Here is a 14704-nt window from a genome sequence, read left to right as displayed (position 1 = left end):
GATAGCGAAGAGGTCACACCCGTTCCCATACCGAACACGGAAGTTAAGCTCTTCAGCGCCGATGGTAGTTGGGGGTTTCCCCCTGTGAGAGTAGGACGCCGCCAAGCTTTTCAAAGGATCAGTTCCAATCGGAACTGGTCTTTTTTGTATTTTAAAAAAGGAACAAACACTCGATCTGGCATGGATACATATACTAAACTATCATCTAAAACATTCTTAATTTTGTATACAATTGAAAGCGTTAGGGCATACTGAAGCTATAAGTGGAGGTGTCACAATGAGCAAAAAAGAGCGAGAAGCAATTTGTTTGATTTGTGAAGAGAAAAAAACAAAGGGAATTTATTTATATCATCAGTTTTTATGCCGAGATTGTGAACGGAAGTTAATTTCTACATCAACCTCGGATCCTAGTTATGCTGATTATGTAAGAAAGCTTAAAAGTCTTCATACGCCGCCTTTGTATTCATAGACCATTAGATGGTCTTTTTTTATGGGCAATCGGGGATTGGGCCTGTTTTTTGGAACTTAGTTTGGACATCAACCGTAATAAATAATAAGATAAACAGAGAGCCTGATTATTCATAGGAGTCGATGAACATGAAATCAATTTTTTACACATTTGTATGGGCCGTTCTCTCTACTCTTTTTTCGCTGGTGATTTTAACTGTCAGTATTGGTGTTTTCCATCATCATGTTGGATTGTCGATACTGTATGCGATGATTGGGTGGGGTGTGATGTTTGCAGGAAGCCGATGGGCTGCCTTCCAGTTGTTTTTGAAGAAACACGGACTGTCTCGCAGTGATTATGTATATATTAAACAGCATTTAAAAGAAGCCGGGCAAAAGCTGGTTCGTTTGAAGAAAGCTTTATTTGCTGTGAAGAACGTACAGACGATCAAGCATAATTATGAAATTCTTCGGCTTGCACGACGCATCTATACGATAACAAAAAAGGAACCGAACCGGTTTTATGATGCACAGCGGTTTTATTTTGAGAGTTTGGATTCTGTTGTTGAATTAACTGAGAAATATGCACTGCTGTATAATCAGCCGAATCGTAGCCATGAGCTTGAAATGACATTAAGCCAAACTCGAGTCACGCTGACTGAACTGCAAAAGCAATTAACGAATGATTTACAGCAAGTTTTAGGAAGAGATATAGAAGCACTTCATATTGAACTTGAAGTGGCCGATAAAATGATTAAAAAATAGATATGAAAGGAGTCAAACTCGATGAAACCAGAAGATCCAGTCATACCAACAGCCCCATCTACTACAGATCTTCCGTTTCGGGTGTTTGATACCTTATCTGATGAGGAAAAGCAGGAGGCGCTACAGCGAGCTGAGAAGATCCCTGACCATCCACAAAAACTGCTTTTCTATGGCACACGTGTGCAGGAACGATTGTTAGAACAATCAAAACAAATGATGCAATATGTGGAGAAAAAAGATATTGACCAAATCGGAGACGTTCTAGAAGCTTTTTTGCAGCAACTGCATTTAGTGGAGCCAGAGGATTTATTGCCAAAGAAGCGAGGCTTTTTTTTAAGGTTGTTTCAGCGAGAAAAGCGTTCTACTCAGGAGATCATATCTCGTTTTAAACAAGCAGAAGCACAGATAGAGAGATTGTCAGCAAGGCTTCGTTACGCCAGAGGCGTGTTAATTTCGGACCATAAGTTATTGGAGCGTTTATTTGAAGAAAATCAATCATACTTTCAAGAGATGACGTTACAGGTTGCAGCAGTTGAAGCAAAATTGACGCTGTTAGAGCGACATGCCCTAACAGAATCAACACAGTCACATGATCGGACATTAGAGGAGCAATTGATGAGTCGGGAAGTCGATGAAGAAGAATATATGGAGAGATTAAAAGAACGGAAGTATGATTTGCTGTTGAGCCGTCAAATTGCACTGCAATGTAATGCCCAAATTCGAATGATTCAGCATACAAACCATACATTAGCCAATCATATTCAATCAACTGTTTCCGCATCAATTCCTTTATGGATCAACCAAATGTCGATTGCGTTCAATCATATTCAGCAGCGAGCCAATTCAGCGCTTGAGCAGCGTATCCAGCAAACATATGAACAGGTATCGAAGCAGCAAGGACAGCTTCTTGAAGATGCATCCTTAACGCCTATAGATACGTTGAAAAAGGTTCAGCGCCAATTGGCCGAAACATTGCAAGAAACGTTGCAGGTAAAAGAACATGGGAGCCAAGAACGAGCTCAATTAAAAAGCAGCATGTATGAGGCAGAGCAGAAGCTGGTGAATCATAAACCAATAAAGGAATGAGAATCCATCTTTCAGTTCACTTGTTTGAACGTTATAATAGATATAAGATATCGTTTAAGTGAAAAGGGTCGATTTGTTTGAAAACACCTTTATATACAGCATTATCACAACATGCGGAAAAGAAGCCCTATTCTTTTCACGTTCCGGGACATCACAATGGAGATGTCTTTTTTGATGAGGCACGGTCCTATTATGCATCCATTCTTCAGCTGGATGTGACAGAACTTGAAGGTCTAGATGATCTTCACCATCCGACTGGGGTGATTCAAGAGGCAGAGGATTTATTGGCAAAGCTATATGGAGCTAAACAAAGTTTTTTCCTTGTGAATGGCACAACCGTTGGCAATTTGGCAATGGTGATGTCTGCGTGTCAGGCTGGGGAGGGCATTTTCGTTCAGCGAAATTGTCATAAGTCTGTGTTCCATGCGATTGAGCTTGCGGGAGCGACGCCTATTATGTTAGAAACTGAGAGTGATCCGTACTTGCACGTCCCAACTCATGTGACGGAGGAAACAGTCAAACAAGCTATGGCGACACATCCTAACTGCCGGGCAATCGTTTTGACATATCCGAACTACTACGGACATGCAGCTGATTTATCAGGGCTCATTCAAATGTGTCATGAAGCTGGCATCATTGTATTAGTTGATGAGGCACATGGTGCTCATTTGGTATTAGGCGGTGCCTTTCCTCCATCTGCCCTTTCCTATGGAGCAGACGTGGTGGTACAATCAGCACATAAAACCCTTCCGGCAATGACGATGGGGTCTTATCTTCATCTTCAAGGAGACCGAATTGATGTGAAGCGGATAAAGACGTTATTAACGATGCTTCAAAGCAGTTCACCTTCCTATCCAATTATGGCTTCGTTAGATGTGGCGAGAGCTTATGTGGAGGAGTTGAAGGGAAAAGGGTTAATGGACGAAATCATGAGAGACTTGGCAAATCTGAAAGCACAGTTCAATATGATCTCCAATCTCGAAGTGGTTGAGTCTGACTCTTTACCTATGGATCCATTAAAATGTGTCATTCGTTCAACAAAAGGGCTGACAGGCTATGAACTAAAAAAGGTGCTTGAGTCGGTGGAGGTTCACCCAGAACTTGCGGATGAACATCAAGTCTTACTCGTTTTTGGTCTAGGACAGACAAAGGACGTTCCTTTTACAGCTATAGAGCAAGCTCTTCAGCAAAGTGATTCATTGCTTATAAAAAAAGAGCCTCAAACGGGATCGCTCTTCTTAGAGCACGATCAGCAAAAGCGAGATGTAGAAGCTGTTCCATTCGAAAAAGCAGCTGGCCGGATTAGTGCAGAATCGGTCATTCCCTATCCGCCTGGCATTCCTTTGATGATCAAAGGAGAACCTATTGAATCAGATCAAATTGCGACGTTAAGCCGTTTGCTTGGGCATCAAGTTCATGTGCAAGCAAGTCAGGTGATTCACCAGAGAAAATTATATGTTTATATAGAAGAGGAGACACTATGAGCGGTATGTTTATTACGTTTGAAGGGCCAGAGGGTGCTGGAAAAACGACAGTGATTCGAAAAGTGTACGAAGAAATGGAACGTCAAGGCTATGCAGTGATGGCGACACGTGAGCCCGGAGGCATTGATATTGCAGAGCAAATTCGTGAAGTCATTTTAAATGAAAAAAATACAAAAATGGACGCAAAAACAGAGGCATTGCTTTATGCAGCAGCTAGAAGGCAGCATTTGGCTGAGAAAGTAGAACCGGCATTGAAGCGGGGGGAAACTGTTTTATGTGATCGTTTTGTAGACAGCTCCCTTGCTTATCAGGGCTATGCGAGAGGGCTTGGGATTGAAGAAGTCAAATCCATTAATGATTTTGCCATTAATGGCACGATGCCGCAAATGACCATTTACTTTTCCATTACACCAGAGGAAGGTCTAAAGCGAATTGATGCCAATCAAGGAAGAGAAAAAAATCGATTAGACATGGAAACACTGAATTTTCATCAAATGGTCAGAGAAGGATATGAGCTGCTGATTGCGCAATCACCAGAACGATTCCGTGTAGTAGATGCGTCTCAGCCTGTTCAGGATGTCTTTAATGAAGTGTTTCAGCTGATTCAGGACACATTAAAGAAAAATCAAATATGACCTCATTCCCAATCGTTGTTATAATATAGAGGAAGACATCGGCATGTCACCTGTGCCTAAAATGAAGGAGGCCAATCAAATGAAATTAATTGTTGCCGTTGTACAGGATCAAGATAGCAGCAAGTTATTGAAAATATTGACCGAACATCAATTCGGCGTGACAAAATTAGCTTCGACTGGTGGATTTTTAAAGTCTGGGAATACGACTTTTATCATTGGTTGTGATGATGTCCGAGTGGATAAAGCGTTACAGCTAATCAAGGAAAATTGCCGTAAACGTGATCAAATGATCGCGCCTGTATCACCAATGGGTGGAAATGCAGATTCATATGTACCATACCCTGTTGAGGTTGAAGTTGGTGGAGCTACCGTCTTTATTCTGCCAGTTGAACAATTTCATCAATTTTAAGGATGGGTTGCTGTGAAAATTAATCAAGATATGCGGCTGCTTTTAGAAAAGCGTGAACTTCAAGCGATGAAAGGAAGCCAAACTTCAGCATCGTTTAAATCATCGATGGAGACACAAAGTGGTAAAATGCGTTTAGAGCAGTTGACAGTCATGCTGAGCGATATCGAAGTCTTCGGCAAGAAACTGACAAAGTCACGAAACCTTAAAGATTTGGCTAGGTTTAAAGGACTTGTGAAACGCTTTGTAAAAGAAACAGTCGATAATGGATTAAATATAGAGACATCAAGGAGCTTTGACATTTATGGCAACACACGAACACTCGCTTTAGTCAAAGCATTAGATGAAAAGCTGATTGAGTTAACAGAGGATATGATGAATCAGGAGAAACCCTCGATTGATTTGCTTGAACGTATTGGAGAAATAAAAGGTTTATTGATTAACCTTTACACATAGAGAGTGATAACATGGCAATTAGCTGGGATGACATGAATGATTTACAGCCGCGCGTCATGCGGCTGATTTTTAATAGTATTGATAAAGACCGACTGGCTCATGCTTACTTATTTGAAGGAAAAAAAGGGACCGGAAAGCTAGATGCTGCGATGCTTTTAGCGAAGAGCTTTTTTTGTTTGGAAGCAGGAGTGAAACCATGTGAGTCCTGTCAAAACTGCAAAAGAATTCAGTCTGGCAACCATCCAGATTTACATCTAGTGCAGCCTGACGGTCAATCAATTAAGAAGGCGCAAGTGCAGGCTTTGCAGGAGGAATTTACAAAAGCAGGCGTAGAATCGCATCGGAAAATGTATATCATTCTCCATGCGGACAAAATGACGGTCAATGCTGCGAACAGTTTATTAAAGTTCCTAGAGGAGCCCAACCGGGAAACGATGGCAGTTTTAATCACTGAACAATCGCATAAAATGCTGGATACGATTATTTCAAGATGTCAGATGCTTAGCTTTAAGCCGCTGCAGCCGCAATCTTTGGAGCAGCAGCTTTTACAAGAAGGCGTGTCTCAGGATCTTGCAAGGCTTTTGTCGAATTTAACCAATAATTTAGCAGAAGCACTCGAATTAAGTCGAAATGATCAGTTTGCAGAGTCTAGAGCGAAAGTGATAAAATTGTATGAAGTCTTACACCAGCGAAAAGAACATGCATTTTTTTATATACAAGATCAATGGATGCCTTTTTTCAAAGAGAAAGACCTTCAAGAAACTGGTCTTGATATGCTTTTATTTATATATCGTGATGTATTGTCGATTCAAATAGGAAATGAAGATAAAGTCATTTATCAAGACTTATTCCAGACAATGAAGCAGCACGCGCTGCATTCCACACAGCAGATGGTGACGAATCAGATCCTTGCTGTATTAGAAGCGAAAAAGAGACTTCAATCCAACGTGAATGCCCAAGGGCTAATGGAGCAATTGGTGTTGATGTTGCAGGAGGGATAAGCTTGTACAACGTAATTGGTGTTCGCTTTAAAAAAGCGGGCAAAATCTATTATTTCGATCCTAATGGATTTCATATAGAAAATGATAGTTGTGTCATTGTAGAAACAGTCAGAGGTGTTGAGTACGGGCAAGTGGTCATCGCCAATAAAAAAGTAGATGAACACGATGTGGTTCTTCCTTTGCGTAAGGTGATTCGCGTCGCAGACGAACGAGACCGGCTCATCGTTGAGGAGAACAAAGAAGCAGCGATGGCAGCCTTTGACACATGTCTTCAGAAAGTAAGTGAACACGGCCTGGAAATGAAGCTGGTCGATGTCGAATTTACATTCGACCGCAACAAGGTCATCTTCTATTTTACAGCGGATGGCAGAGTAGATTTCCGTGAGCTGGTCAAGGATCTTGCATCTATTTTTAAGACGAGAATTGAACTTCGTCAAATCGGTGTAAGAGACGAGGCAAAAATGCTAGGCGGCATTGGTCCGTGTGGACGTATGCTTTGCTGTTCAACTTTCTTAGGAGATTTTGAACCTGTGTCCATTAAAATGGCAAAAGATCAAAACCTCTCGTTAAACCCTACCAAAATTTCAGGGCTTTGCGGCCGTTTAATGTGCTGCTTGAAATATGAGAATGATGAGTACGAAACAGCAAAAGAACAATTACCGGACATCGGTGAAACGATTCAGACGTCTAATGGCTCTGCAAAGGTAGTAGGGCTTAATATTTTAGAACGAATTTTGCAAGTTGAATTAACCGGGCAAGAAAAAGTGATAGAATATACTTGGGAAGAATTATTACAAGAAGGCGTTGTATCTGCACAAACAACTGAGTAACGAGGTGTGCCACCTTGGATAAAAAGGAACTATTTGATACGGTGATTAATTTAGAAGAACAAATCGGTTCTCTTTATCGCCAGCTAGGTGATTTGAAAAATCATATCGGTGAAGTGATTGAAGAAAATCATCAGCTGCAGATGGAGAATCAGCACTTGCGTGAACGTCTGGATCAATCCGATCGAGATAAATCGTCTGAGGCAGAGCATGATTCTGCCCAGAAGCCAAGTCATTCTGATATAGGAGAAGGTCATGATAACCTAGCTCGTTTATATCAGGAGGGCTTCCATATTTGTAATGTACATTATGGGAGCATTCGGAAAGAGGGAGACTGTTTGTTCTGTCTGTCATTTTTAAATAAAAAATGAGAAAAGGCTTCCGCTGAATCGGGAGCCTTTTTCACAGGAAAAGAAAGGATACATCATGGTTTCGTTAAGAGAAGATGAACGTTTAGACTACTTGCTTGCAGAAGATATGAAAATTATTCAAAGTAAAACGGTGTTCGCCTTTTCATTGGATGCAGTGTTATTAGCAAAATTTGCGTATGTGCCGATTCAAAAAGGGGAGATTATTGATCTTTGTACGGGAAATGGCATCGTTCCATTGCTGCTTTCGACGAGATCTAAAGCCTCTATTACAGGGGTTGAAATTCAAGAACGCCTGTTTGATATGGCAAAGAGAAGTGTGGCGCATAATCAACTGGAGCAGCAGATTGAGTTGATCCATGGTGATTTAAATGATATGCCTAAACGGTACGGAAACCACAAAGTAGACGTGATTACTTGTAATCCGCCATATTTTAAGACTCCTTCTAAAGATGAAATCAATGAAAATGAGTATTTGGCGATTGCACGTCATGAGATTCATTGTACATTAGAAGATGTCATTCGTGTTTCTTCCACTTTGCTAAAGCAAGGAGGCAAACTGGCAATGGTTCATCGCCCTGGACGGCTGCTTGAGATTGTTGAAATGATGAAGAAATACCGAATTGAGCCAAAACGAATTCAATTTGTATATCCGAAACAAGGAAAAGAAGCGAATACCATTTTAGTGGAAGGGATGAAAGATGGAAAGCCGGATTTGAAAATCCTCCCGCCGCTTTTTGTTTATGGAGAAGACCAAGAGTATACAAAAGAAATCAGGACGATACTGTATGGAGAAGCATAGTCATTATTTCTATGTATTGAAATGTGCAGATGGCAGTTTGTACGCTGGGTATACAAATGACTTACAAAAAAGGCTGACTGCCCATAATAGTGGGAAGGGTGCAAAGTATACGAGAGCTAGACGGCCGGTGGAACTCTATTACCACGAATGCTTTTTAACCAAAAGAGAAGCCATGCAACAGGAATATCGTTTCAAAACGTGGACACGTCGAAAAAAGGACATGTATATAGAAGAAAAGCGAATCAAAAAGGAGGCGGCACATGAAAAAGACACAGAAAAGCTTTGATCGTCAATCAGAAATGGGTATTCTTTATCTCGTACCAACCCCGATTGGAAACTTAGAAGATATGACATTTCGAGCGATACAAACGTTAAAAGATGTAGACTATATTGCCGCAGAAGATACGAGACAAACGAAAAAGCTTTGTCATGTCTATGAAATTGATACCCCATTAACGAGTTATCATGAACATAACAAAGATAGCAGTGGTCACAAGTTAATCGAATGGTTAAAAGAAGGAAAGAATATTGCACTCGTGAGCGATGCCGGTTTACCGACGATCTCTGATCCAGGAGCCGAAGTGGTTCGCGACTTTACGAACATCGGAGGCTATGTCATTCCGTTACCTGGTGCAAATGCAGCACTTACGGCGCTCATTGCGTCAGGAATCGCACCACAGCCATTTTTCTTTTACGGTTTTCTTGATCGTCAAAAAAAGGAAAAGAAAAAACAGTTGGAAGCATTGAAGAAACGCCAAGAAACAATTATTTTCTATGAAGCGCCCCATCGGTTAAAAGAAACGCTGACTGTGATGAAAGAAGTGTGGGGGAACCGGAATATTGCCATTACGAGAGAACTGACAAAGAAATTTGAAGAGTTTATTCGTGGAGATTTAGAATACGCGCTGACTTGGGTGACAGAACAACAAATCCGTGGTGAGTTCTGTCTCGTCGTACAAGGAAATGATCAGGATGAAGAAGAACTGAATGAAGAAGCTTGGTGGAACTCTTTATCTGAAAAAGAGCACGTGATCCATTACATAGAGGAAGGATTAACGTCAAAAGAGGCCATTAAACGTACTGCGGTCGAACGTGGTGTGCCAAAGCGGACGATCTATGATGCGTATCATATTGAACAATAAAGAAAGGTTCTTGCAAACGGTGCAAGAACCTTTTTATATAAAACTTATTTTTGTGATTGAAGTTGGTTTTGGATTTCGTTAATGATTTGCTCTGCACCTTCACGGCTAAGAACTAATTTACCATTAGCAAGTTTAAGGTTATCGTCTGATACTTCACCTGTTACTTGGCAAGTCATGTTTGGTTTATATTTTTTTAGGATAATTTTTTCATCATCAACATAAATTTCCAAAGCGTCTTTTTCTGCGATTCCTAACGTACGGCGAAGCTCGATTGGAATCACCACGCGTCCTAATTCGTCAACTTTACGTACAATACCTGTAGATTTCATCTTCATTCTCCTCCCAAAAAGTTCTTATTCTTAATATAATATTATCTTCGTCATTATTCGACAAATTCCTTACATTCCTAGCATAACAAGGTTTCCATAAATCGTCAATCATTTTGTTTACTATTGTTTGTAAAATATGACTCTTAAAGTCAAAGGACCTTGAAACTACCGGTGTATAAGGATTTTTCAGAATTTATCTATAAAAATATGAAAAATGACGATAACAGATTAACAAGACTTTTGCCCTAATTTAGCCAATTGTAAATCTGGAAATAGATTTCATACGACAATATTCGACAAAATGTCGAGCGGTTTGTCGTTTTTTTCGAAAAACTCATCTTTTTCGTTCATTTCAATCTGTTCTATGTATATATGCTTGATCTTAAAGGCTAAGATGGTATCATAGAGAAAGCACAAGTGCAAAACATAATGAAATGATCTGACACATTTTAATGAAGTATGATGACCGCTCTCGTCCATTGGGCGGGAGTTTTTGACATTTACACACAAGCAGGAGGTTCCGACATGCCGGAAAAGAAAAAAACGTTTTATCTGACTACACCAATTTACTATCCGAGCGGAAAATTACATATTGGACATGCTTATACGACAGTGGCAGGGGATGCCATGGCTCGTTATAAACGTCTGCAAGGCTATGATGTGATGTATTTAACGGGTACTGATGAGCACGGACAAAAAATTCAGCAAAAAGCTGAAGAACAAAATATTACACCGATTGAGTATTTAGATCCGGTCGTTGCTGACATTAAATCATTATGGAAGAAACTCGACATTTCAAACGATGATTTCATTCGTACAACGGAAAAAAGACATACGAAAATCATTGAGCAAGTCTTTCAAAAGCTGCTTGATCAAGGAGATATTTATTTAGATCAATATGAGGGCTGGTACAGTATTCCTGATGAAACATTCTATACGGAAACACAGCTTGTTGATGTTGAGCGAAATGAGAAAGGGGAAGTCATTGGAGGGAAAAGCCCAGACAGTGGACACCCTGTTGAATTGATTAAAGAGGAATCATATTTCTTCCGTATGAGTAAGTATGCTGATCGCTTACTAGACTATTACGAAAAGAACCCGTCGTTCATTCAGCCTGAATCAAGAAAGAATGAAATGATTAATAACTTCATTAAACCGGGGTTAGAGGATTTAGCTGTATCAAGAACAACCTTTGATTGGGGCATTAAAGTACCTAATAATCCGAAGCACGTCATCTATGTATGGATTGATGCGTTATTCAACTACTTAACAGCGATTGGCTACGGAACTGATCAAGATGAAAAATATAAAAAATATTGGCCTGCCAACGTACACCTAGTCGGGAAAGAAATTGTACGATTCCATACAATTTACTGGCCAATTATGCTGATGGCACTTGATCTGCCGTTGCCAAAACAAATTTTTGCACATGGCTGGCTGCTCATGAAAGATGGCAAAATGTCTAAATCAAAAGGGAACGTAGTAGATCCTGTTACGTTAATTGATCGCTATGGTCTTGATGCTCTTCGTTATTATCTGCTACGCGAAGTACCATTTGGTGCAGACGGTGTGTTTACACCAGAAGGATTCGTGGAACGTGTAAACTATGACCTTGCCAATGATTTAGGAAACTTGCTTAATCGTACAGTGGCGATGGTGCAAAAATACTTCGACGGTACATTAAGCAGCTATAAGGGACCAGTCAATGAGTTTGATGAGGAACTAAAAGCTGTAGCTGAACAAACGGTGAAAGCCTATGAAGAAGCGATGGAAAACCTCGAATTCTCAGTGGCTCTTTCAAATGTTTGGACATTAATCAGCAGAACAAATAAATATATTGATCAAACAGCTCCATGGGTGTTAGCAAAGGATGAAACAAAACGAAAAGAACTGCATTCGGTGATGTACCATTTAGCAGAATCACTCCGAATCACAGCTGTATTGTTAACACCATTCTTAACAAAAACACCTGAGAAAATTTTCTTCCAGCTTGGAATTGAAGAAGAGAAACTCAAAAGTTGGGAAAGCATTCTTTCTTTCGGTGCGATTCAAAAAGCGACGGTACAAAAAGGTGAGCCATTGTTCCCTCGTTTAGAGGTTGAAGAAGAAGTGGCATACATTAAAGAGAAGATGCAGGGAAGTGCGCCTAAGGTAGAAGAAGAGACAGTTGAAATAGAAGAAACTGAATTACCTGAGCTGGGTGCCGAAATCGCCTTCGATGATTTTTCGAAAGTTGACCTTCGTGTAGCACAAGTATTGGAAGCAGCACCAGTGAAAAAAGCTGACCGTCTCTTAAAGCTTCAGCTTGATTTTGGATTTGAAAAGAGACAAATTGTCTCAGGGATTGCCAAGCACTATCAACCAGAAGAATTGGTAGGGAAGAAGCTCGTCTGCGTAGCGAATCTCACACCAGTTAAACTAAGAGGGGAAATTTCCCAGGGAATGATTTTAACTGGAGAAACTGGTGGTAAATTGCAGGTTCTTGAAGTAGATCAATCTCTAGCAAATGGAACAAAAATTTTATAATTCAACAAAGGTGTTCCACGTGTAACATTTCGTCGAACACCTTTTGTTTTTCAGAAGAATTGTCGAAAGGAGCAATCAACCATGTTATTTGATACACATGCCCACTTAAATGCTGAACAATATAATGAAGACTTAGAGCAGGTGATTGAAAGAGCCAAAAGTGAAAAGGTAGAGAAGATTGTGGTGGTCGGGTTTGATCGTCCAACCATTACGAGAGCGATGGAGCTAATTGAAGCATATGATTTTATTTATGCAGCCATCGGCTGGCATCCTGTTGATGCCATTGATATGACAGATGAAGATTTGGCTTGGATCAAAGAATTATCTCAACATAAAAAGGTTGTTGCCATTGGAGAAATGGGTCTAGATTACTATTGGGACAAGTCGCCAAAAGATGTGCAAAAAGAAGTCTTTAGACGTCAAATTGCTCTTGCGAAAGAAGTGAATCTGCCAATTATCATTCATAACCGTGACGCTACGGAAGATGTAGTGACGATCTTAAAAGAAGAAGGAGCGGCAGAAGTTGGAGGAATTATGCACTGCTTTACTGGCAGCCTCGAAATTGCAAAAGCGTGTATGGAAATGAACTTTTATATCTCATTTGGTGGACCTGTGACATTTAAAAATGCAAAAAAACCAAAGGAAGTTGTAAAGGATATTCCAAGTGATCGTCTGTTGATTGAAACAGACTGTCCATATTTAACTCCAGCGCCATTTAGAGGGAAACGGAATGAGCCGAGTTATGTGAAATATATCGCAGAACAAATTGCTGAATTGCGAGAAATGAGCTTTGAAGAGCTTGCTGCATTGACAACAGAAAATGCGAAAAAAGTTTTCCGTATAAACTGACAGTATATGATGTCAATCCTTGTTTAAGCTTGTCCAATTGTGAAACATAACGAAAAAGTTCTACACGTTTGCGCCTCCTCATAGGATAAGTTGTCGATAAGTCTTTCTTCCCTTCCTTCCAAAAATCTCCCATAATAGGTTTACAATCGAGCATTTTTGTACAGTGGGTGGAAGGGTTGACAGGTTTTGAGATACTCTATATAATCTCTCCGAGGAGAAGGAGGCGTTTTTCATCGTACAAAAAATGAAAAATCTGTTTTCTGTCAAGCTAGGAAAAGGCAAGGTTTTATTTCTAGTCACTTGCTTGCTTTTAGCTGGAACTGGGACGGCTTACGGTGCGCATGAGCTCACTAAGCAGTCTATTACCATTTCAATCAATGGCAAAGAGAAGACAATTCGTACACATGAAGAGACAGTAGCACAGCTGCTTTCAGACCTTGGAATAAGGACCAAGGCGGAGGATCATATCTCTCCAAGTCTAAATACAAAGATTCAAGACAACATGAACATTGTGTATGATGCGGCTATACCGGTTCATCTCACCCTAGATGGGAAAGAGAAAACGATATGGACAACAGATCAGACGGTTGGAGCATTATTGAAGAATGAGAAGATAGATATTGGGAAGCACGATCAAGTAACTCCAGGAAAGAATGACAAGATTAAAAAGAATATGGATCTTGTGGTTCAGCAGGCCTTCCAGGTCAGCTTAAACGATGGAGGAAAGGATAAGAAAGTGTGGACCACTTCGACTACGGTCGCTGACTTTTTAAAGCAACAAGAGCTGAAGCTCAAGAAGCACGATAAGATCAAACCTGCGTTACATAGTCACCTTTCTAAAAAAAGCGCAGATGTGAAGATCACTCGGGTGGAAAAAGTCACCGATGTAGTGGAAGAGAAAATTGCTTTTGATACCAAACATAAAAAGGATCGATCTCTTGAAAAAGGAAAAGAGAAGGTGCTTGAAAAAGGTGAAGAAGGTAAATTAAAGAAGCACTATGCCATTGTGAAAGAAAACGGTAAAGTGGTGTCTAAAGAATTAATTAAAGAGGTTACTGCAAAAGACAGCAAGGATCGTTTAGTGGCCGTTGGTACACAAGTGTCCAAGAAGGAACCTAAAGCGTCACCTGCGGTTTCAAGAAGTAATGAATCTTCAGGAAAAGAGTTCTATGTGACGTCTACAGCCTATACAGCGAGCTGTGCTGGATGTACGGGCAGAACGTCTACAGGCTTTAATTTAAAAGCAAATCCAGGTGCAAAGGTCATAGCAGTTGACCCGAGTGTCATTCCGCTGGGCTCTAAAGTGTATGTGGAAGGCTATGGGTATGCCGTTGCATCAGACACTGGATCTGCTATAAAAGGGAATAAAATTGATGTGTTCGTCCCAAGTAAGTCGGCAGCTTATCAATGGGGAAATAAACGAGTGAAAATTAGAGTGCTCAAATAAACACATCAAATCATTTATATGAACAGAGGGCTTTGCGCACCCTCTGTTTTTTTGGTTATAATAGAAGCACTGTTTTCTAATTAATTAGACGCAAAAACAGCATGGAAGGTTTCATTTTTTGACAAAAAAATGTA

The 14704-nt window shown here is 40.3% G+C and carries 17 protein-coding genes and 1 rRNA gene; 17 read left to right on the top strand and 1 reads right to left on the bottom strand.

Annotation, left to right across the window (positions count from 1 at the left end; all coding sequences use genetic code 11):
• The 14 genes from rrf to rsmI form a co-directional block, all read left to right on the top strand.
• Positions 1-107: ribosomal RNA gene (gene rrf, locus FBF75_RS19210) — 5S ribosomal RNA — on the top strand; the annotation flags it as partial.
• 170 nt (positions 108-277) lie between these two features.
• Complete coding sequence (locus FBF75_RS19205; RefSeq protein ID WP_050826829.1) at positions 278-469, top strand: sigma factor G inhibitor Gin; 192 nt, start codon at positions 278-280, stop codon at positions 467-469.
• A 128-nt stretch (positions 470-597) separates the two neighbouring features.
• Positions 598-1212 carry a 5-bromo-4-chloroindolyl phosphate hydrolysis family protein gene (locus FBF75_RS19200; protein ID WP_017359333.1) on the top strand — a complete coding sequence of 205 codons (615 nt, stop codon included), beginning with the start codon at positions 598-600 and terminating at the stop codon, positions 1210-1212.
• Positions 1213-1233: 21 nt separating this feature from the next.
• Positions 1234-2298, top strand: a complete 1065-nt coding sequence (locus FBF75_RS19195) for a toxic anion resistance protein (protein WP_136945081.1) — start codon at positions 1234-1236, stop codon at positions 2296-2298.
• 77 nt (positions 2299-2375) lie between these two features.
• On the top strand, positions 2376-3782 hold the full coding sequence (locus FBF75_RS19190; protein ID WP_136945080.1) for an aminotransferase class I/II-fold pyridoxal phosphate-dependent enzyme: 1407 nt from the start codon (positions 2376-2378) through the stop codon (positions 3780-3782).
• Complete coding sequence (gene tmk, locus FBF75_RS19185) at positions 3779-4417, top strand: dTMP kinase (RefSeq protein ID WP_136945079.1); 639 nt, start codon at positions 3779-3781, stop codon at positions 4415-4417. Before FBF75_RS19190 ends, tmk begins: the two co-directional genes overlap by 4 nt.
• Positions 4418-4496: 79 nt before the next feature.
• Positions 4497-4826 (top strand): cyclic-di-AMP receptor, encoded by a 330-nt coding sequence (locus FBF75_RS19180; protein WP_012008640.1) that lies wholly within the window; start codon positions 4497-4499, stop codon positions 4824-4826.
• Positions 4827-4838: 12 nt separating this feature from the next.
• On the top strand, positions 4839-5279 hold the full coding sequence (locus FBF75_RS19175) for a YaaR family protein (RefSeq protein ID WP_008341898.1): 441 nt from the start codon (positions 4839-4841) through the stop codon (positions 5277-5279).
• 11 nt (positions 5280-5290) lie between these two features.
• Positions 5291-6280 (top strand): DNA polymerase III subunit delta', encoded by a 990-nt coding sequence (gene holB / locus FBF75_RS19170; protein ID WP_017359329.1) that lies wholly within the window; start codon positions 5291-5293, stop codon positions 6278-6280.
• Positions 6281-6282: 2 nt separating this feature from the next.
• Complete coding sequence (gene ricT / locus FBF75_RS19165; RefSeq protein ID WP_007496230.1) at positions 6283-7110, top strand: competence/sporulation regulator complex protein RicT; 828 nt, start codon at positions 6283-6285, stop codon at positions 7108-7110.
• A gap of 14 nt (positions 7111-7124) precedes the next feature.
• Complete coding sequence (gene yabA, locus FBF75_RS19160; RefSeq protein ID WP_007496228.1) at positions 7125-7478, top strand: DNA replication initiation control protein YabA; 354 nt, start codon at positions 7125-7127, stop codon at positions 7476-7478.
• A 55-nt stretch (positions 7479-7533) separates the two neighbouring features.
• Positions 7534-8277 carry a tRNA1(Val) (adenine(37)-N6)-methyltransferase gene (locus tag FBF75_RS19155; RefSeq protein WP_017359328.1) on the top strand — a complete coding sequence of 248 codons (744 nt, stop codon included), beginning with the start codon at positions 7534-7536 and terminating at the stop codon, positions 8275-8277.
• Positions 8264-8563: a GIY-YIG nuclease family protein gene (locus tag FBF75_RS19150; protein ID WP_019744059.1), complete on the top strand. Its 300-nt coding sequence runs from the start codon at positions 8264-8266 to the stop codon at positions 8561-8563. Before FBF75_RS19155 ends, FBF75_RS19150 begins: the two co-directional genes overlap by 14 nt.
• Positions 8538-9419 carry a 16S rRNA (cytidine(1402)-2'-O)-methyltransferase gene (rsmI, locus tag FBF75_RS19145; RefSeq protein WP_136945078.1) on the top strand — a complete coding sequence of 294 codons (882 nt, stop codon included), beginning with the start codon at positions 8538-8540 and terminating at the stop codon, positions 9417-9419. The genes FBF75_RS19150 and rsmI overlap by 26 nt, the downstream gene beginning before the upstream one ends.
• A 44-nt stretch (positions 9420-9463) precedes the next feature.
• On the opposite strand, the gene FBF75_RS19140 is transcribed toward rsmI, so the two are convergent.
• Entirely contained in the window at positions 9464-9754 is a 291-nt protein-coding gene (locus FBF75_RS19140; protein ID WP_087975202.1) for an AbrB/MazE/SpoVT family DNA-binding domain-containing protein, read from the bottom strand.
• Positions 9755-10273: 519 nt separating this feature from the next.
• On the opposite strand from FBF75_RS19140, the gene metG reads away from it, so the two are divergent.
• The 3 genes from metG to FBF75_RS19125 all read left to right on the top strand — a co-directional run bounded on the left by metG (position 10274) and on the right by FBF75_RS19125 (position 14570).
• A complete protein-coding gene (gene metG, locus FBF75_RS19135; RefSeq protein ID WP_008341884.1) occupies positions 10274-12274 on the top strand; it encodes a methionine--tRNA ligase in 2001 nt (666 codons plus the stop codon).
• An 81-nt stretch (positions 12275-12355) separates the two neighbouring features.
• Positions 12356-13123 carry a TatD family hydrolase gene (locus tag FBF75_RS19130; RefSeq protein ID WP_136945077.1) on the top strand — a complete coding sequence of 256 codons (768 nt, stop codon included), beginning with the start codon at positions 12356-12358 and terminating at the stop codon, positions 13121-13123.
• Between the two features lie 244 nt (positions 13124-13367).
• Positions 13368-14570, top strand: coding sequence for a G5 and 3D domain-containing protein (locus FBF75_RS19125; protein ID WP_136945076.1), 1203 nt, complete (start codon positions 13368-13370; stop codon positions 14568-14570).
• The last annotated feature ends 134 nt before the right edge of the window (positions 14571-14704 follow it).

The sequence above is a fragment of the Bacillus sp. S2(2019) genome, assembly GCF_005144805.1.
GTDB classification, from domain to species: domain Bacteria; phylum Bacillota; class Bacilli; order Bacillales; family Bacillaceae; genus Bacillus; species Bacillus altitudinis.
Note: the sequence above shows the minus strand (reverse complement) of the source record. Positions and strands in the feature narration are given on the sequence as shown.